This window comes from Mycolicibacterium frederiksbergense (genome assembly GCF_012223425.1).
GTDB classification, from domain to species: Bacteria; Actinomycetota; Actinomycetes; order Mycobacteriales; family Mycobacteriaceae; genus Mycobacterium; species Mycobacterium frederiksbergense.
Map to the genome: position 1 here is coordinate 1,369,192 of NZ_CP038799.1, position 19,122 is coordinate 1,388,313.

General features: G+C 67.4%; 10 protein-coding genes. 1 reads left to right on the forward strand and 9 read right to left on the reverse strand.

Annotated features, from left to right (window positions below):
- Nucleotides 1–5: 5 nt before the first annotated feature.
- From EXE63_RS09620 to rplJ, 6 genes are all read right to left on the reverse strand, one after another.
- Entirely contained in the window at nt 6–3,959 is a 3,954-nt protein-coding gene (locus EXE63_RS09620) for a DNA-directed RNA polymerase subunit beta' (RefSeq protein ID WP_168141757.1), read from the reverse strand.
- 32 nt (nt 3,960–3,991) lie between these two features.
- Entirely contained in the window at nt 3,992–7,486 is a 3,495-nt protein-coding gene (gene rpoB / locus EXE63_RS09625; protein ID WP_210000648.1) for a DNA-directed RNA polymerase subunit beta, read from the reverse strand.
- Nucleotides 7,487–7,710: 224 nt separating this feature from the next.
- The gene (locus EXE63_RS09630) at nt 7,711–9,438 is read right to left on the reverse strand and encodes a hypothetical protein (protein ID WP_168141759.1); all 1,728 of its coding nucleotides are present in this window, start codon (nt 9,436–9,438) and stop codon (nt 7,711–7,713) included.
- A gap of 265 nt (nt 9,439–9,703) precedes the next feature.
- Complete coding sequence (locus EXE63_RS09635; protein ID WP_168141760.1) at nt 9,704–10,774, reverse strand: ABC transporter ATP-binding protein; 1,071 nt, start codon at nt 10,772–10,774, stop codon at nt 9,704–9,706.
- Between the two features lie 167 nt (nt 10,775–10,941).
- Nucleotides 10,942–11,331: a 50S ribosomal protein L7/L12 gene (gene rplL / locus EXE63_RS09640; RefSeq protein ID WP_105364158.1), complete on the reverse strand. Its 390-nt coding sequence runs from the start codon at nt 11,329–11,331 to the stop codon at nt 10,942–10,944.
- A gap of 34 nt (nt 11,332–11,365) precedes the next feature.
- Nucleotides 11,366–11,902 (reverse strand): 50S ribosomal protein L10, encoded by a 537-nt coding sequence (gene rplJ / locus EXE63_RS09645; protein WP_168141761.1) that lies wholly within the window; start codon nt 11,900–11,902, stop codon nt 11,366–11,368.
- A gap of 297 nt (nt 11,903–12,199) precedes the next feature.
- On the opposite strand from rplJ, the gene EXE63_RS09650 reads away from it, so the two are divergent.
- The gene (locus EXE63_RS09650; RefSeq protein WP_168141762.1) at nt 12,200–13,546 is read left to right on the forward strand and encodes an NAD-dependent succinate-semialdehyde dehydrogenase; all 1,347 of its coding nucleotides are present in this window, start codon (nt 12,200–12,202) and stop codon (nt 13,544–13,546) included.
- Nucleotide 13,547: 1 nt separating this feature from the next.
- On the opposite strand, the gene EXE63_RS09655 is transcribed toward EXE63_RS09650, so the two are convergent.
- From EXE63_RS09655 to EXE63_RS09665, 3 genes are read right to left on the reverse strand one after another with little or no spacing between them, the layout of a single operon-like run.
- Entirely contained in the window at nt 13,548–14,432 is an 885-nt protein-coding gene (locus EXE63_RS09655; RefSeq protein WP_168141763.1) for an ROK family protein, read from the reverse strand.
- A complete protein-coding gene (locus EXE63_RS09660; RefSeq protein ID WP_168141764.1) occupies nt 14,432–14,998 on the reverse strand; it encodes a DUF7158 domain-containing protein in 567 nt (188 codons plus the stop codon). Before EXE63_RS09660 ends, EXE63_RS09655 begins: the two co-directional genes overlap by 1 nt.
- Complete coding sequence (locus tag EXE63_RS09665) at nt 14,995–19,113, reverse strand: glycoside hydrolase family 38 N-terminal domain-containing protein (protein WP_168141765.1); 4,119 nt, start codon at nt 19,111–19,113, stop codon at nt 14,995–14,997. The genes EXE63_RS09660 and EXE63_RS09665 overlap by 4 nt, the downstream gene beginning before the upstream one ends.
- Nucleotides 19,114–19,122: the final 9 nt, after the last annotated feature.

The window sequence follows — 19,122 nt, forward strand, 5'->3', positions numbered from 1 at the left end:
ACTGACTACCGGTAGTCCGAGTAGCCGTAGTCATCCAGCGGCACGGCAGCGCCGGTCGACTGTCCGAAGTCCGGGCTGTAGTACTGATCCTCGTAGGACGGGATCGTGTACGCCGCAGCGCGGGCCTCTTCGGTCGGCTGCACCTGGATGTCCCGGTACCGGGGAATGCCGGTGCCGGCCGGGATCAGCTTGCCGATGATCACGTTCTCCTTCAGACCCATCAGCTTGTCGCTGCGGCAGTTGATCGCCGCATCGGTCAGCACGCGAGTGGTCTCCTGGAACGACGCCGCCGACAGCCACGAATCCGTGGCCAGCGATGCCTTCGTGATACCCATCAGCACCGGACGGCCGGCCGCGGGCTCGTTGCCCTCGGCGACGACCCGACGGTTCTCCGACTCGAACTCGCTGCGCTCGGTCAGCGATCCGGGCAGGAACTCCGTGGCACCGGAATCGATGATCGTCACGCGACGCAGCATCTGCCGCACGATGACCTCGATGTGCTTGTCGTGGATCGACACACCCTGGGCCCGGTAGACCTCCTGGACCTCCCGGACAAGGTGGATCTGCACCTCACGGGGGCCCTGGACACGCAGCACCTCGTGCGGGTCGGCAGCACCTTCCATGAGCTGCTGACCCACGGTGACGTGGTCACCGTCGGAGAGCAGACGCTCGGAACCGTCGTCGTGCTTGAACACCTTCAGGCGCTGGCGACGGGTCAGCTTGTCGTAGACGACTTCCTCGCCACCATCGTCGGGGACGATGGTGATCTTGTAGAACTTGTCGGTCTCCTCAAGCTGCACCCGGCCGGTGACATCGGCGATCGGGGCACGGTTCTTCGGCACGCGGGCCTCGAACAGTTCCTGCACACGCGGCAGACCACCGACGATGTCGGCGCCACCGGTGACACCACCCTGGTGGAAGGTACGCATGGTCAGCTGCGTACCGGGCTCACCGATGGACTGCGCGGCGACGATACCGACGGCCTCGCCGATGTCGACGAGCTTGCCGGTGGCCATCGAGCGGCCGTAGCACATGGCGCAGACGCCGGTGCCCGTGGTGCAGGTCAGCACGGAGCGGACCTTCACCTCGGTGATGCCGGCGGCCAGCAGCGCGTCGATGGCCGGGTCACCCAGGTCATGGCCGCGCTCGATGACGACGTTGCCGCTTGCGTCCACCGCGTCGGTGGCCAGCGTGCGGGCGTACGCCGACGTCTCGATGTGCTGATCGCGGACCAGCGAGCCGTCTTCCTGCTTCTCGGCGAGGGTGACGTTGATACCGCGCTCGGTCTGGCAGTCGGTCTCACGCACGATGACGTCCTGCGACACGTCGACCAGACGACGGGTCAGGTAACCCGAGTCGGCGGTACGCAGCGCGGTGTCGGCCAGACCCTTACGGGCACCGTGGGTGTTGATGAAGTACTCCAGCACGGTCAGGCCCTCGCGGAACGAGGACTTGATCGGACGCGGGATGTACTCACCCTTCGGGTTGGTCACCAGACCCTTCATGCCCGCGAGCGTGCGGGTCTGGGTCAGGTTGCCCGTGGCGCCGGACTTCACGATCGTGATGATCGGGTTGTCCTCGGGGTAGTAGGCCTCCAGGGCCTTACCGACCTCTTCGGTGGCCTGCTGCCAGATCTTCACCAGTTCGCCGTTGCGCTCGACATGGTTGAGCTTGCCGCGCTGGTACTGCTTCTCGATCGAGTCGGCTTCGCCCTCGTAGCGCTCCAGGATCTCCGCCTTCTGCGGCGGAACGAGCACGTCGGCCATCGAGACCGTCACACCCGAACGCGTCGCCCAGTGGAAACCGGCGTCCTTGAGCTTGTCCACCGTCTGCGCGACGACGATCATCGGGTAACGCTCGGCGAGATCGTTGATGATCGCGGCCTGCGCCTTCTTGAACATCTGCGCGTTGACGAACGGGTAGCCCTTGGGCAGCAGCTCGTTGAAGAGCACGCGACCCAGCGTGGTGTCGGCAATCCAGGCGTCGCCGTGGTTCCAGCCCTCGGGGAACAGCTGTGCCTCGACGTCGGCGGGCGGACGCTGGTTGGTCAGCCGCACCTTGATCTTGGCGCGCACCGACAGCGCACCACGGTCCAGGGCCATGATGGCCTCGGCCGGGGAGCTGTACACGCCGGTCTCCGGGGTGTCCGTCGCCGCCGGGGTGTACTCGCCGGTGTCACCGGGGATCTCGGTGGTCAGGAAGTACAGACCGGTCACCATGTCCAGACGCGGCATGGCCAACGGGCGGCCCGACGCGGGAGACAGGATGTTGTTGCTGGACAGCATCAGGATGCGGGCCTCGGCCTGCGCCTCCGCGGACAGCGGAAGGTGCACGGCCATCTGGTCACCGTCGAAGTCGGCGTTGAAGGCCTCACACACCAGCGGGTGCAGCTGGATGGCCTTGCCCTCGACCAGCTGCGGCTCGAAGGCCTGGATACCGAGGCGGTGCAGCGTGGGTGCACGGTTCAGCAGCACCGGGTGCTCGGCGATGACCTCTTCGAGGACATCCCACACCTGGGGACGCTGACGTTCCACCATGCGCTTGGCGCTCTTGATGTTCTGCGCGTGGTTCAGGTCGACGAGACGCTTCATCACGAACGGCTTGAACAGCTCGAGAGCCATCAGCTTGGGCAGACCGCACTGGTGCAGCTTGAGCTGCGGGCCGACCACGATGACCGAACGGCCCGAGTAGTCGACGCGCTTGCCGAGCAGGTTCTGACGGAACCGGCCCTGCTTGCCCTTGAGCAGATCGGACAGCGACTTGAGCGGACGGTTGCCCGGCCCGGTGACCGGACGTCCACGACGGCCGTTGTCGAACAGCGCGTCCACCGACTCCTGAAGCATGCGCTTCTCGTTGTTGACGATGATCTCGGGCGCACCCAGATCGATCAGTCGCTTGAGCCGGTTGTTGCGGTTGATCACGCGGCGGTACAGGTCGTTGAGGTCGGAGGTCGCGAAGCGGCCACCGTCCAGCTGCACCATCGGGCGAAGCTCCGGCGGGATCACCGGCACGGCGTCGAGCACCATGCCCATCGGCGAGTTGCGGTTCATCTGGAACGCCGCGACGACCTTGAGCCGCTTCAGCGCACGCAGCTTCTTCTGGCCCTTGCCGTTCTTGATGGTGTCGCGCAGGCTCTCGGCCTCGGCGTCGATGTCGAAGGTCTCGATGAGCTTCTTGATCGACTCCGCGCCCATGGCGCCCTCGAAGTACTCGCCGTAGCGGTCGATGAGCTCGCGGTACAGCACCTCGTCCACGATGAGCTGCTTGGGAGCCAGCTTGGTGAAGGTGGTCCAGATCTCGTCGAGACGCTCCAGCTCACGGCCGGCACGGTCACGCAGCTGGCGCATCTCGCGCTCGCCGCCGTCGCGCACCTTGCGGCGCACGTCGGACTTGGCACCGTCGCGCTCCAGCTCGGCCAGGTCGGCTTCGAGCTTCTGGGCCCGGGCCTCCAGGTCGGCGTCACGCTGATCCTCGACGGCCTTCTTCTCGACGACCATCTCGGCCTCGAGGGTCGAGAGCTCGTTGTGACGCATCTCGGTGTCGACCGCGGTGATGACGTAGGCCGCGAAGTAGATGATCTTTTCCAGATCCTTCGGGGCCAGGTCCAGCAGGTAGCCCAAGCGCGACGGAACACCCTTGAAGTACCAGATGTGCGTGACGGGTGCGGCCAGCTCGATATGGCCCATCCGCTCACGGCGCACCTTGGCACGGGTCACCTCGACGCCGCAGCGCTCACAGATGATGCCCTTGAAGCGCACGCGCTTGTACTTGCCGCAGTAGCACTCCCAGTCGCGAGTAGGTCCGAAGATCTTCTCGCAGAACAGGCCGTCCTTCTCTGGCTTGAGCGTGCGGTAGTTGATGGTCTCCGGCTTCTTGACCTCGCCGAAGGACCAGTTACGGATGTCGTCCGCGGTCGCGAGACCGATGCGGAGTTCATCGAAGAAGTTGACGTCTAGCACGTAACTCCCTTTCCCCTTGCGGGACTAGATATTTAAGCGAGATCTTCGACAGAGGCAGATTCGTTGCGCGACAGGTTGATTCCGAGGTTGGCAGCAGCGCGCTCCAGGTCCTCGTCGTCTCCGTCTCGCATCTCGATCGCCGCGCCGTCCGAAGACAGCACCTCGACGTTCAGGCAGAGCGACTGCAGCTCCTTGAGAAGCACCTTGAACGACTCCGGGATACCCGGTTCGGGGATGTTCTCGCCCTTGACGATGGCCTCGTACACCTTGACGCGACCCACCGTGTCGTCGGACTTGATGGTGAGCAGCTCCTGCAGCGTGTAGGCCGCACCGTAGGCCTGCATGGCCCAGCACTCCATCTCGCCGAACCGCTGACCACCGAACTGCGCCTTACCACCGAGCGGCTGCTGGGTGATCATCGAGTACGGACCGGTCGAGCGGGCGTGGATCTTGTCGTCCACCAGGTGGTGCAGCTTCAGGATGTACATGTAGCCGACCGTCACCGGGTACGGGAACGGCTCGCCGGAACGACCGTCGAACAGCTCGGCCTTGCCCTGCGCGTTGACCATGACGTCGCCGTCGCGGTTGGGCAGCGTCGAGCCGAGCAGGCCCTCCAGCTCCCCTTCCTGGGCACCGTCGAACACCGGGGTGGCCACGATGCTGTCGGCCGGAGCCGACAACATGCCCTCGGGCAGCTTGCCCGCCCATTCGGGTGAGCCCTCGATGTTCCAGCCCGCCTTGGCCACCCACCCGAGGTGGGTCTCCAGGATCTGGCCGATGTTCATACGACGCGGCACACCGTGGGTGTTCAGGATGATGTCCACCGGGGTGCCATCGGGCATGAACGGCATGTCCTCGATCGGCAGGATCTTGCCGATGACGCCCTTGTTGCCGTGGCGTCCGGCGAGCTTGTCGCCGTCGGAGATCTTGCGCTTCTGGGCCACGTAGACGCGGACCAGTTCGTTGACGCCGGCGGGCAGCTCGTCGTCATCCTCGCGGGAGAACACGCGGATGCCGATGACCTTGCCGGACTCGCCGTGGGGCACCTTGAGCGACGTGTCGCGGACCTCGCGGGCCTTCTCACCGAAGATGGCACGCAGCAGGCGCTCCTCCGGGGTCAGCTCGGTCTCGCCCTTCGGGGTGACCTTGCCGACCAGGATGTCGCCGTCGCGGACCTCGGCGCCGATGCGGATGATGCCGCGCTCGTCGAGATCGGCCAGCACCTCATCGGAGACGTTCGGGATGTCCCGGGTGATCTCCTCGGCGCCCAGCTTGGTGTCGCGGGCGTCGATCTCGTGCTCCTCGATGTGAATCGAGGTGAGCACGTCCTCTTCGACCAGACGGCTGGACAGGATGATCGCGTCTTCGTAGTTGTGACCCTCCCACGGCATGACGGCGACGAGCAGGTTCTTGCCCAGCGCCATCTCACCGTTCTCGGTGCACGGACCATCGGCCAGCACCTGGCCGGCCTCGACACGCTGTCCGGTGTCCACGATCGGGCGCTGGTTGGCGCACGTGCCGTGGTTGGACCGGGCGAACTTGCGCATCCGGTAGGTCTGGCGCGAGCCGTCGTCGGCCATCACGGTGATGTAGTCGGCCGAAACCTCTTCGATCACACCGGTCTTGTCGGCGACAACCACGTCACCGGCATCGATGGCGGCACGCAACTCCATACCGGTACCGACCAACGGGGCCTCGCTGCGGACCAGCGGAACCGCCTGGCGCTGCATGTTGGCACCCATCAGGGCACGGTTGGCGTCGTCGTGCTCGAGGAACGGGATCATCGCCGTCGCGACCGACACCATCTGGCGCGGCGAGACGTCCATGTAGTCCACGTCGATGGCGGAGACGAACTCGACCTCGCCGCCCTTACGGCGGACCAGGATCTTCTCGTCGGTGAACCGGCCGTCGCCATCCAGCGGCGAGTTGGCCTGCGCCACGATGTGGCGGTCCTCCTCGTCGGCGGTCAGGTAGTCGATCTGGTCGGTGACCTGGCCGTCGACCACCTTGCGGTACGGCGTCTCGATGAAACCGAACGGGTTGACCCGTGCGTACACCGACAGCGAACCGATCAGGCCGATGTTCGGGCCCTCGGGGGTCTCGATCGGGCACATCCGGCCGTAGTGGCTGGAGTGCACGTCGCGGACCTCGAGGCCGGCACGCTCACGGGACAGACCGCCGGGGCCCAGCGCCGACAGGCGGCGCTTGTGGGTCAGACCCGACAGCGGGTTGTTCTGGTCCATGAACTGCGACAGCTGGCTGGTGCCGAAGAACTCCTTGATCGCCGCCACGACGGGACGGATGTTGATCAGGGTCTGCGGCGTGATCGCCTCGACGTCCTGGGTCGTCATGCGCTCACGCACGACACGCTCCATGCGCGACAGGCCGACCCGGATCTGGTTCTGGATCAGCTCGCCCACGGTACGCAGACGACGGTTGCCGAAGTGGTCGATGTCGTCGACCTCGACGGGCACCTCGACGCCACCGGGGGCGGTCATCGAGGTCTGGCCCTCGTGCAGACGCACCAGGTACTCGATCGTCGCGACGACGTCCTCTTCGGTCAGCGTCGAGTTGGTGATCGGCTGGCCGGCGTTCAGGCCCAGCTTCTTGTTGACCTTGTAGCGGCCGACGCGAGCCAGGTCGTAGCGCTTCTCCTTGAAGAACAGGTTCTCCAGCAGGGTCTGCGCGGACTCCTTGGTCGGCGGCTCGCCCGGGCGCAGCTTCCGGTAGATGTCCAGCAGCGCCTCATCGGTTCCGGCGGTGTTGTCCTTCTCCAGCGTGCCCATCATGATCTCGGAGAAGCCGAAGCGCTCGGTGATCTGCTCGTTGGTCCAGCCGAGCGCCTTCAGCAGCACGGTGACCGGCTGGCGGCGCTTGCGGTCGATGCGGACGCCGACGGTGTCGCGCTTGTCGACGTCGAACTCCAGCCACGCACCGCGGCCCGGGATGACCTTGACGCTGTGCAGGTCCTTCTCGGTGGCCTTGTCGATCGACGAATCGAAGTACACGCCCGGCGAACGGACCAACTGGGACACCACGACACGCTCGGTGCCGTTGATGATGAAGGTGCCCTTCTCGGTCATCATCGGGAAGTCACCCATGAAGACCGTCTGGCTCTTGATCTCACCGGTGTTGTTGTTGATGAACTCGGCCGTGACGAACAGCGGGGCCGCGTACGTCATGTCCTTGTCTTTGCACTCGTCCACCGGCGCCTTGACTTCGTCGAAGCGCGGGTCCGAGAAGCTCAGCGACATCGAGCCGGAGAAATCCTCGATCGGAGACAGTTCGGCGAGTACTTCCTCCAAGCCTCCGACCGGGTTCACGTCGCCGCGGTCGACCGCCTTCGTCCGCCACCGGTCCGAACCGACCAGCCACTCGAAAGAGTCGGTCTGAACGTCAAGGAGCCCCGGAACCTCGAGAGGCTCACGGAGCTTGGCGAAGGAAATTCGGTTCGGCGCTCCCGGAACGGAGCTATTAGTGGAATCTGACTTGCTCTGGCTCGAGACTGCCAAGATGCACCCTTCCAGCTATATCTGCATCGGTTTGGCTGGCTCTCAAGCCCGAGTCTTCGAAGAACCACGGCACGCGTCTAGATCGCTGAGCAGGGCTCAGGCTAGGTCACGATGTCAGGTGCAGTGAAGGGTGGGCAGGATGCAGCCAGCGCAACGTCCGATACTAGCGCAAGACGGCGCATTCCTCAACCACCGCATGTGGGAGGTGAACCGGGCGCTGGCTGGCGACTCGATCTTGTTCAACCCCTCCTACATTGCTGAAAAACAGACTGGCCCGTTTGCCGCCTTCCGTCAAGAGATAGAGCCGTGTCGGCTGTGGATTTTCCGTCCACGAGCAGTGATCCAGCGCTATTCGGGGTCACCGCGGGGTCCGCGGCACAGTTACCGGTGAACTGACCGAAGATCACCGTCGACTGCATCATGGTCAGCAGGATGCGGTCGAAGAAGTTCAGCCGCGGCGCCGGCCCGGGGATCACGTACGCCTGGGCCTGCCCCGCCGGGGTCTCGATGGTGATGGTCTCGCCCCGCTCGCCGTAGTACGCGTCGGTGTGGGTGCCGTTGAACCAATCGGAGATCCAGGCCTGCGCCAACTCCTGGACGGCGTCGACATTGCGGGCCTGCGAGAATCCGCCGCCGAGCCCACCCACGAACTGGGCCAGCCCGTTCGTGGTCCGCCACGCGTCGTTGTGGGTGCCACCGATCAACTGGACGCCGACGAAGCCGGCACGGAGCTGGGCCAGCACCGGGTTCAGATCGCCGTAGGTGTTCAGCAGCGCCGGGGATGCGGCGATGTGATGCACCGGGATGTCGAGCGGGATTCTGGCGATCCCACGCTCGACCGCGCCGCCCAGTGCCGACGTGTCCAGCAACAGCACCCCGGCCAAGTTGTACACCTCATCGGCGGGAGCCCGGACCGCGTAGTAGCCCGCCGCTCCGCCCGCCAGCTGACCGCCACCCGAATGCCCGGAGATGACGAACCGCTGCGGTAGCGGTGCGTCCCAGCCCGCCGCGAGTGCGCTGGCCGTCAGGGCTGCGCGGTCGCCGATGAACAGGTCGGCGACGGCGGCGTGCATCTGGTCGCCCCCCATCGAGCACCCGTCGCAGGCGAAGAAGTTCGACGTGATCGACGGCGCGACGACGATGGCGTTGTTGCGCACCGCCAGGTCGGACGCGGTGACGTTGTACAACCCGGCGCGGGCGAAGGCGCCGTGCTGCAGATAGATGATCTTGTCGGGCTCGGTTTCGGTCGGGAAGTACCAGTCGGCGTCGACGGTGTAGCCGTTCCCGCAGTCGAGCTCAAGCGGTGTGCGGGCCAGTCGCACCGCCCGGCCGGGCGGCACCACCGGCGGGCCTTCGAAGAACTTGACGACCCGGTCGAAGAGGTTGAAGAAGGCCGTGCCGACGATATTGATCAGGTTCGGTCGAGCCGTGGCGGCGGCCGCGGTGGGTGCCGGTTGGGCGGCTGCAGCAGCGGCCTCGGGCGCCTCGGCCACGGTGACCCGCGATGTCGCGGCCACCACCTGCGCGACCGATGTGCGCGCCACCCGGTGCTCGATCGGTCGCGACGTCGCGGTGACACGCTCGGGCACCGCGGCCTGCTCGACCGGCTCCGCCGGCTCGGGCGCCTGGGCGGCCAGACGGCCGGCGCCGGGTTCGTGATCGCGCACCCGGTCCACGGTCCGCAGAGTGGGTCTCTTCTTCACGTCGCGGCCGGCTTCCGGTTCGGCTTCGGTCCGCTCGGCCGTTTCCTCGTCGGGGGTCGGTCTGTCGTCGTTGTGGGACGGCCCCTCGACATCGGGTTTCGCGGCGTCCGGGCTTTTTGCGTCCCGCGGTTCGGCAGAACTCGGCTCGCCGGTATCGGTGTCGGCGTGGGCAATTGCGGCTGGGCCCAGCAATGCCGTCGGCGCAATCACCACCCCGAACGCCAGTACCCCCGCACCGATCCACCGTGAAATCGAAATCCCCATGTCGACCTCCCCCGCTGGCAGATGCTAGCTGCGGTCGCGAGCGACGATACGTGGATTCGGCAATCTGCCGCGTGACAGTGCAGCCAGATCGTGTAAACCACCTGGGGTCGCGCCGGACGGCTACGCAATGTCACCCTGTCGGCGCCGCCATGGATATATGGGCACGGCGGCGCTGTCGGAGCGACATTGCGATCGCTCGGCAGCCCGCAGGCAACAAAAAACCGCCCGAGCCGAGGCTCGGGCGGTTTCTCGCGGGCTGGAAGTGCTATTCCTTGGCGACGGGGATGGACGTCGTCGGGGTGTCATCCTCGTGGTGCGGGCGCGAGACGTGACCGGGCTCATGCGCCTGGTACTTGTGCGTGCCCTCCAGGTCATCGCGGATGGCTTCCTGGGCGGCCGGGGGCAGGGTGTGCAGGATCTCGCGCACCCGGGCCTGCCGACGACCCACAGCCTTACGCTCGGGCATACCGGGAGTGGCCATCAACTGCGGCGGCACACCCTCGATCTCCTCGACACCACCGTCATGCTGACCGGCCTCCATCATGGCCTGCTCGGCCGCGGCGGTGGCCTCGTCCTTCTCCTCCGACATACCGATCGGCCCGATACGCCGACCATTGAGGAACTGCTTCACGACGGGCTCTTCGCTGGTCAGCAGCACCTCGCGGGGCCCGAACATGACCAGCTTCTTGCGGAACAGCATGCCGATGTTGTCCGGCACCGTCCGGGCGATGTTGATGTTGTGCGTCACGATCAGCACGGTCGCATCGATCTGGGCGTTGATATCGATCAACAACTGCGACAGATACGCGGTACGCACCGGATCCAGACCGGAGTCCGGCTCATCGCACAGGATGATCTTCGGATCCAGCACCAGGGCGCGGGCCAGACCGGCACGCTTGCGCATACCGCCGGAGATCTCACCGGGGAACTTGTGCCCGTCATTGGGCATACCCACGAGCTCGAGCTTTTCCATCACGATGTTGCGGATCTCGGACTCGGACTTCTTGGTGTGCTCGCGCAGCGGGAAGGCCGTGTTGTCGTAGATGTTCATCGACCCGAACAGGGCACCGTCCTGGAACAGCACACCGAACAGGGTGCGGATCTCGTAGAGCTCCTTGGCCGAGCACTCCAGGATGTCGGTGCCGTCGATGACGATCGAGCCGCGCTCAGGCCGCAACAGGCCGATCAGCGACTTCAAGAACACCGACTTACCGGTACCCGACGGGCCCAGCAACACACTGACTTCACCCTCGGGAACCGTCAACGTGACGTCTTCCCAGATCTTCGACGACCCGAACGACTTACTCAGTCCGGTCACGTCGATTTGGACGCCCATACAGGTTCCTTCCGCTCACAGCACCACCGCGCCACCTGCTGCACCCGCCTGTGGCTTGAGTCACTGTAACCTACACAGATTTTCAGCAACGACGAACCGCACACCGGATGCCCCGCAGACGACTGTGGGCCGGGTCGAATTCGACCCGGCCCACAATGCGCAGAGAACTACTTGACGGTGACCGATGCGCCGGCAGCCTCGAGCTTGGCCTTGGCGTCCTCAGCGGCCTCCTTGTTGACCTTCTCCAGCAGCGGCTTGGGAGCGCTGTCGACGAGGTCCTTGGCTTCCTTGAGGCCCAGGCCGGAAACGATCTCGCGGACGACCTTGATGACGCCGATCTTCTTCTCGCCGGCACCTTCCAGGATGACGTCGAATTCGCTCTGCTCTTCGGCGGCCTCGGCAGGCGCGCCACCGGCGGCGGGGCCGGCGGCAACGGCGACGGGAGCGGCGGCGGTGACGTCGAAGGTCTCTTCGAACTGCTTCACGAACTCAGAGAGCTCGAGCAGGGTCATTTCCTTGAACGCGTCGAGCAGTTCGTCGGTGGACAGCTTTGCCATGGTGATTCCTTATCTCTTATGGGTGGTGGGTTGCTTATGCGGCGTCGGTGTTTTCCGAGCCGGCCTTCTTCTCTTGCAGAGCTGCAGCCAGGCGGGCGATCTGCGACGCGGGCGCCACGAACAGCGCTGCGGCCTGGGACTGCTTCGCCTTCATCGCGCCGGCCAGCTTGGACAGCAGGACCTCACGCGATTCCAGATCGGCGATGCGTTCGACTTCGCCCACGGACAGCGCGCGGCCGTCCATGTAGCCGCCCTTGACGACCAACGCCTTGTTGTCCTTGGCGAACTTCTTGATCGCCTTGGCGGCGTCGACGGGCTCACCGCTGATGAACGCGATGGCGGTCGGACCGGTGAACAGGTCGTCGAGACCCTCCACGCCGGCCTCGGCCGCTGCACGCTTCACCAGGGTGTTCTTGGCGACGGTGTAGGTCACATCGTCACCCAGCGACCTGCGCAGCTCGGCAAGGTTGGACACCTTCAGGCCGCGGTACTCGGTGACGACGGTGGCCGTCGCCTCCTTGAACTTCTCGGCGATGTCGGCGACCGCGGTGGCCTTTTCAGCCTTGGCCATGCTTGCCTCCTCGTAATGGTTGGGACGTCCACCAACCATCGGGGGCAAAGGGCCGAGAAAACACGAACGCCCCGACACAGACAGGTCGGGGCGCGCAAGAATGCTCTACCTCGTCCTCCTGCGTGGGCCGCCCGGGTGATCCGGGACCTTCAACCGATTACTCGGTGACCGACGGTCTTCGGTGGAACCGGGAAAGAATAGCCTGCCGCAGCCCGATCGGCCAAAACGAGGCGGCGCGCGCGGAACCGCGTAGGTTCGACGGTGACACCCACTGACCTTGGTTGAGGAGCGAAATCGATGAGTCTGTACGCGGTAGTTGATCCGGCGACCGGCGATGTGGTGAAGGAATATCCCACCGCGACCGACGACCAGATCGAGGCGGCGGTGTCGGCGGCGGCCACCGCGTTCAAGGAGTGGTCGAAGACCACCACGGTCGCCCAGCGCGCCGAGTTGATCCGCAAGGTCGCCGCCCTGCACAACGAGCGCAAGGACGAGCTGGCCAAGATCATCCAGCGCGAGATGGGCAAGCCGCTGGACCAGTCGGTCGGCGAGGTCGAGTTCAGCGCCTCGATCTATGAGTTCTACGCCGACAACGCCGAGAAGTTCCTCGCCGATGAGCCCATCGACCTGCTCGACGGTGAGGGCAGCGCACTGATCCGGCGCGGCCCGGTCGGGGTGCTGCTGGGCATCATGCCGTGGAACTACCCCTACTACCAGGTGGCCCGCTTCGCCGGCCCGAACCTGGTGCTGGGCAACACCATCGTGCTCAAACACGCGCCGCAGTGCCCCGAATCCGCGGCGGCCCTGCAGCAGATCTTCACCGACGCCGGCTATCCCGAGGGCGCCTACGTCAACGTCTACGCCACCAATGAGCAGATCGCCGACGCCATCGCCGACCCCCGCATCCAGGGGGTGTCGCTGACCGGTTCCGAGCGCGCCGGCGCCGCGGTCGCCGAGATCGCCGGACGCAACCTGAAGAAGGTCGTCCTGGAACTCGGCGGCTCCGACCCGTTCATCCTGCTGTCCTCCGACGACCTGGACGCCACCATCGAGGCGGCCGTGGACGGGCGCTTCGAGAACACCGGGCAGGCCTGCAACGCGGCCAAGCGGATCATCGTCGCCGAGGGCGTCTATGACGAGTTCCTCGACAAGTTCACCGCCAAGGTGCTGGCCAAGGCCGACGGGCTGGCGCCACTGTCCTCGGTGGCCGCCGCCGAGCGGCTCGAGGAGCAGGTCCAGCGTGCCGTGGCCGCCGGTGCCGCGCTGACCTCCGAAGGCGAGCGCAACGGGGCGTTCTTCCCGCCCGGGGTGCTGACCGGGTTGTCCCCGGATTCGCCGGCGGCCAAGGAGGAACTCTTCGGACCGGTGGCCACCGTCTACAAGGTTCCCGACGAGGACGCCGCGGTCGAGCTGGCCAACGACACCCCGTTCGGGCTGGGCTCCTACGTCTTCACCACCGACCCCGAGCAGGCCAAGCGCGTCGCCGACAGGATCGAGGCCGGCATGGTGTTCGTCAACGCCGTCGGCGCCGAGGGCGCGGAACTGCCCTTCGGCGGCGTGAAGCGTTCCGGTTTCGGCCGCGAACTCGGCCGCTTCGGCATCGACGAGTTCGTGAACAAGAAGCTCATCCGCATCGCCAAGTAGGTCACCGCACCAGGGCGGCGGCGCCGACGAGTCCGGCGTCGCCCCCGAGGTCGGCGGGCACCACCCGCAGATCGCGGATGAACGACAACCCGGTGTGGCGCGTCAGCGCCTCCCGCAGCGGGCCGAACAACACGTCGCCGGCGTTGGCGACCCCGCCGCCGATCACCACCAGATCGAGATCGCAGACCGCCGCCGTCGAGGCGATCACCGCGGCCAGCGCCCTGGTCCCCCGCCGGAATGCCGCCAGCGCGACCGCATCGCCGGCCGTGGCCGACGCCGCCAGGTCCTTGGCGTCCGCACCGGTCCAGCCCTGCTGCTGCGCCCACCGCGTCATCCGCGGACCCGAGGCGAGCGTCTCCACGCAGCCGTGCCCGCCGCACACGCAGGGCTCTCCGTCGGCGTCGGCGACCATGTGACCGACGTGCCCCGCGTTGCCGGTGCGCCCGTCGTAGGGGACGCCGTCGAGCACCAGTCCGCCGCCGATCCCGGTGGACACCACCATGCCGAGCAGGAACTGCGCTCCCCGGCCGGCGCCGCGCCAGTGTTCGCCGAGCGCCATGCACAGCCCGTCACCGCCGAGCCGCACCGGCAGGCCGGTCAGCTCCGCGACCCGCGCGACAATCGGAAAGTCCCGCCACACAGCGATATTGACCGGGCTGATGGTGCCCGCATGAAGCGCCACCGGCCCGGCCGACGCGATGCCCACCGCCCGCACCGGGCCCACCGACCGTGCCTGCCCGATCAGGTCCGCGGTCACCCGCCAGGCGGCTTCGGCGGAGTCCCGCGGGGTGGGCAGCTGGAACCGCTGCAGCACGGTGCCCTCAGCGTCGACGATGCCCACGGCGATCTTGGTGCCGCCGATGTCGAGCGCGAGGACGGTGCTCATCAGTGCTTGTGGGTGTTGTCGGGCTGGCGTGGATCACCGGGATGCTCGTAGCCGGGTGCGAGCTCGACGAGTGCGGCGCACCGCGCGTCGAGCCACAGCCGGAAGGCCCGGCGCCGCGCCGCGGCCCCGAGGTGCGCGGCGATCAGCGGCCGGGCCCGAGCGAAGTCCACGACGCCGGTCCGGCGCGCTGCGAACCGGCCGGGGTTGCGGCGGTGATAGGCGACGATGTCGATATCGGTGACGCCCACCCCCGCGGTGACGCGGGCGAACGCGGCCCGGCCCGCCTCGGTGGCCAGGACCGCCGCGGCGATGCTGCCGATCTCCAGCCGCGCAGCCATGTCCGGAAGCACGTCCTCGATATCCGGAACATGTTCGGCACCAACATTTTCCAGCGCCACCACCCGCTCCGCGGTCACCAACTGGGTGAGCCAGCGCCGCAGCTGACGGCCCTCGCTGGTGCCCGGGCGCGGCAGTGCCGAGGCCATGTTGCCGGCCCGCAGCACGCGTTCCCGTTCGTCGATCTCGGCGACGGTCACCACCTGGCCGGCCACCAGTGCCGCCGTCACGTGACCACCACCGGCACCGCCGGCGAGTAGACGAGCTTCCCGGCGCAGGCCACCCGGATCAGCGCCCACCACGTTCCCGGCTGCACCCACGGCGGCGGCGCGACGTCGAAGTCGATCCGCGCGGTCCCGCCGGCGGGCAGGTCGGCCCCGGTTGCCGCCGGGCCCAACCACTCCCAGGTCCCCCACGGGCTGATCAGGTGGGCTTCGGCGGCCAGGTCGGCGCGGGCATCGGTGCCGACGGTGACACCGAGGCGAGCCGTCTGGCCCGCGCGCACCCGCACCTCGGACGGGCCGGCCACCAGCCGCAGTATCTCGGCATGCTCGGCATCCCCCACCCGGACGGTGCAGACATCCTCGACGACCTGGCGCCAGGACGGCGGCAGCCCGCCGCGCCCGTTGAGGGCCAGTTCGACCCGGATCGGATACAGCCCCGGCGGCTGCCCGGCCGGTATCGCGACGGTGGCGTCGGTGTCCAGGTAGTCCCCCGGCGGCAGCACGAACGGCAGCTCCGCGGTCGCGGCGTTCCAGCCGGGCGGGCAGATCAGCCTGACCAGACCGTGGACCGGGGCATCGGTGCAGTCGCTGGCCACGGTGAGCCGCAGGCGCACCTGCTCGCCGGCTTCGGCCTGCAGTTGGTGCGGATGCAGGTGGGCGACGGCGGGCAGCCCGCCCAGCGGCGCGGGGCCGCGGTTGTGCAGCCAGTAGCGGGCGTACAGCGGTTGTGCCGCTTCGGCTTCCGGTGCGAGCTGCTCATTGTCGGCGTTGAGGATCTTCACCGCATCCAGGTGGGTCAGCATGGTGGCGATCTGATAGCCGTGCAGGGTGAATCCGGCGCTGCGGTCCAGCCGGCGTTCCAGCAGATCGGCCGGGACCAGCGGGGCAACCGCGCTCAGGCCGGAGCGGACCACGAATTGCGTGGTACGCCCGTGTGTTTCGACGATGCGCAGGGCCACCGTGGCGGGGTCGACGGTGTCGACGCTGCCCGCCGCGATGGGGTTGCCCGCGGCCTTGAGCGCACCGAGTTGCACTCCCCCACCTTCGGAGTCGACATCGAGCAGCGCCCCGTGCGAGGGCAGCCCGTCGGTACCGGCCCGCCGATTGAGCACTGCGAGCAGCGGGTGCGAGAATGCGGCACTGCGACTGGGGATCTCGCTGTCGCGCCAGTCGCCCTCGTCGGCGACGATGGCGTAGTCGAAGGTGTGCGTCCAGTGCTGGAGCGCGAAGTTGGAGCCATCGGGTGCGGTGCGCCGCGGCGGGTCGATCCAGGTGCCCGACGGCCACCCGGTACAGGACCGCATCAGCGAGGTGTGCAAGGTGCCGTCGGGTTCCACGGCGAAGCCGGGCACCCCCCTGTTCAGCAGCGCCACCGTGGCCGGCTCGAACGGTTCCACGCCGCCATCGGGGTGCTGACGCACCGAGATCTCCGCATCACCGATCTCGTCGATGAGTGCCTCGACACCGCCGACGACGATGAGTACCGGCAGCGCCCGCGACCCCTTCAGATCGGCGCCGGGAACCCACTCGTGGGCCAGGGTGGCCGCCGCGGGTACCCATACCCGTGCGGCGCCGGTGGCGCCGATCTGGCGGTCCAGTTCGGCGCGGTACTCCGGTGCGGTATCCAATACCGTTGCGGCAAAATCATTCTCGTCGGGATGGCCGATCACGATGCGCGCATCGGGCAGGTTCGAGTCCACCGCGAGGTCGCCGTAGCGCGGGTGCCCGGCGACGCTGCAGGTGGCGGTGACCCCGGCGCGCACCAGCGCGACCATCAGGGCGCGCTCGTCGAACGATGCGTCGGGGATGACAACCTCGGCTACCGAGACCGCGCGCACCCCGGCACCGATCCGCACGCGCAGCATCGAGGACAGCCCGAACCAGCCGTACGCCGGGTTGTCCAGGGTGTGCGGGTGTTCCGCCGAGTCCACGGCGTCCGGTGACCCGTGCCGGTGCAGCAACCCAAAGCCGCGTCCGATGACGGCGTCACCGACCTCGCTGACCGGCATGGCACCGGGTACCGGGCACGGCCAGCGCAGCCGCAGCAGCTTGTCGGCACCGGTGAATTCGTCGATGGTGGTGCGGCATTCGACGCGGTCGACGCCGTCCCACAGGGTGAGGGTCTGGGTGTAGCGCAACACGTCGGCGATCCGCCCGGTGATCACCAGCCGCTGTCCCAGCGCGCTGCGGTGGGCCTGCACCGTCGCCGGGAACTCCGATGAGCCGATCACCGGCCCCTTGGGCAGCAGATGCCAGGGCCCCTCGCCGGCCTGCGGGTGCGCCGGATACTCGTCGTAGACGGCCAGTTCGTTGCCGACCCGGCCGTCGGCGATGAGCTCGCGACCGTCGGCGACCAGGGAGCTGACCCCGCCGCCGCGGGCCGGGTCGACGGTCAGCGTGTAATGCGCGTTCGCGATGGTCGCGCCGTCGATCTGCTGCCAGCGTGAGCCGTCGGTATCGTCGTCCCACTGGTAGCCCTCCCAGCCCAGCGAACCGATATCGTCGACCCGCCACGTGACGGTGTGGTCCTCGATCAGCGTGGGCAGCGCGGTGCCGTTCATATCGCGCACCACACCGGAGAAGGGTTCGTCCAGGTGTGCGGTCACCATGTCGGTGCGGCCGTGCGCCAACGGATTCCACACCACCACAGCGGAATCCACTGCACCGGTGAGCAGGCGCAGCGCATTGTCGCGGGCGGTGCGCCCGATCTCCCACGCGTCGCGCCAGCCCGTCAGCAGGTCGAGGTACACCTGGTCGGATTCCGAGCCGGTGATGGCGTCATGGTGGGCGCCGTAGGCCAGCTGGACCCAGGCCTTGGCCAGCGCCGCCTGCGGATAGGTTGCGCCGCCGAGCAATCCGGCGAACACGGCGAACCGTTCGGCTTCCAGCACCGCGTTCTCGGCGGCCCGGTTGGCCTGCTTGGTGTCGATGTAGGAGACATCCTTGCCGGTGTAGATCGGGTTCATGTCGCGGGTCTGCACCGACGCCCGGGCCCCGCGGGTGTCCAGTTCGGTGCGCACCGCGGCGAAGAACTCCTTGGGCAGCGCGCAGACGAACCGCGGCCAGGTGTAGCGGCTGTTCCAGTCGCGGTGAATCTCGGTGACCCACTTGTTGGGTGGGGTGTAGTCGGTGCCCACGGGCAGCAGCACGTTACGCGTCAGCGCCACCTGCTTCAGCCCGGCGAACAGCTTGTAGGTCTCGGCCTCCGCGTCGGCCAGCGACGCCGCCGAATCCATCCACCAGCCGCCCGCGTAGTGCGCGGGCATGTAATGCGTCAACAGTCCCCGGCCCGACGGTGCCGTCCACTCGAACTCGCTGGCGAACTGCATGCGCGTCGGGTCGCCGTCACCGGCCATCGGGCCCCATTGGTGGTGCGGCCCGCGCGCCCACGAGCTGGAGGTCAGGCCCGCGTCGGCGGCCATCCCGGGAAACTGCGGGTCGTGCCCGAACACGTCGAGCTGCCAGGCGGTGGCCGGGTCGCCACCCAGTACATCTCGCTGAAATCCGATGCCGTGCACAAAGTTCCGGATCGCCGTCTCGGGGCTGGTGAGGTTGGTGTTGGGCTCGTTGTAGGTGCCGCCCATGATCTCGATGCGGCCCTCGCCGATCAGCCGGCGCAGGTCGGCGCGTTCCTCGGGGTGGGTGTCCCAGAACGGTTTGAGGTAGTCGACCTCGGCGAGCACGAACTTGTAGTCGGGGTCGCGGCGCGCCATTTCCAGGTGGGCGGTGACGAGGTCGAACGCGTTGGTCTGCCGGCAGGCGCCGGGCGGGTCCTCGGTCCAGACACTGGTGTAGGCGGCCTGGGTGTTCCACCACACCGGGTCGTAGTGGAAGTGGCTGATCATGTGCATCGTCCAGCCGGGTTCGGCGTCGGTGAACGTGAAGGCCGTGTTGCCGATGGCCGCCTCGCGTCGCCGGCCGGGCTCGGGATCGGTGACAGTCATCGGCACTTCGACCGTGGTCGCATCCGGGCGGGCGACGGCCTCGCCCTCGATGCCGGTGCCGGTCACCCGCACCGGGGTGGGCGCCGCGCAGTCGGTGTAGGTGATACGAACCAGTTGCACCGGTGCGTCGGGTGGTCCGACGAACAGGTCCGTCGACTCCGCTCCCGTGACGCGCATCCTGGCACC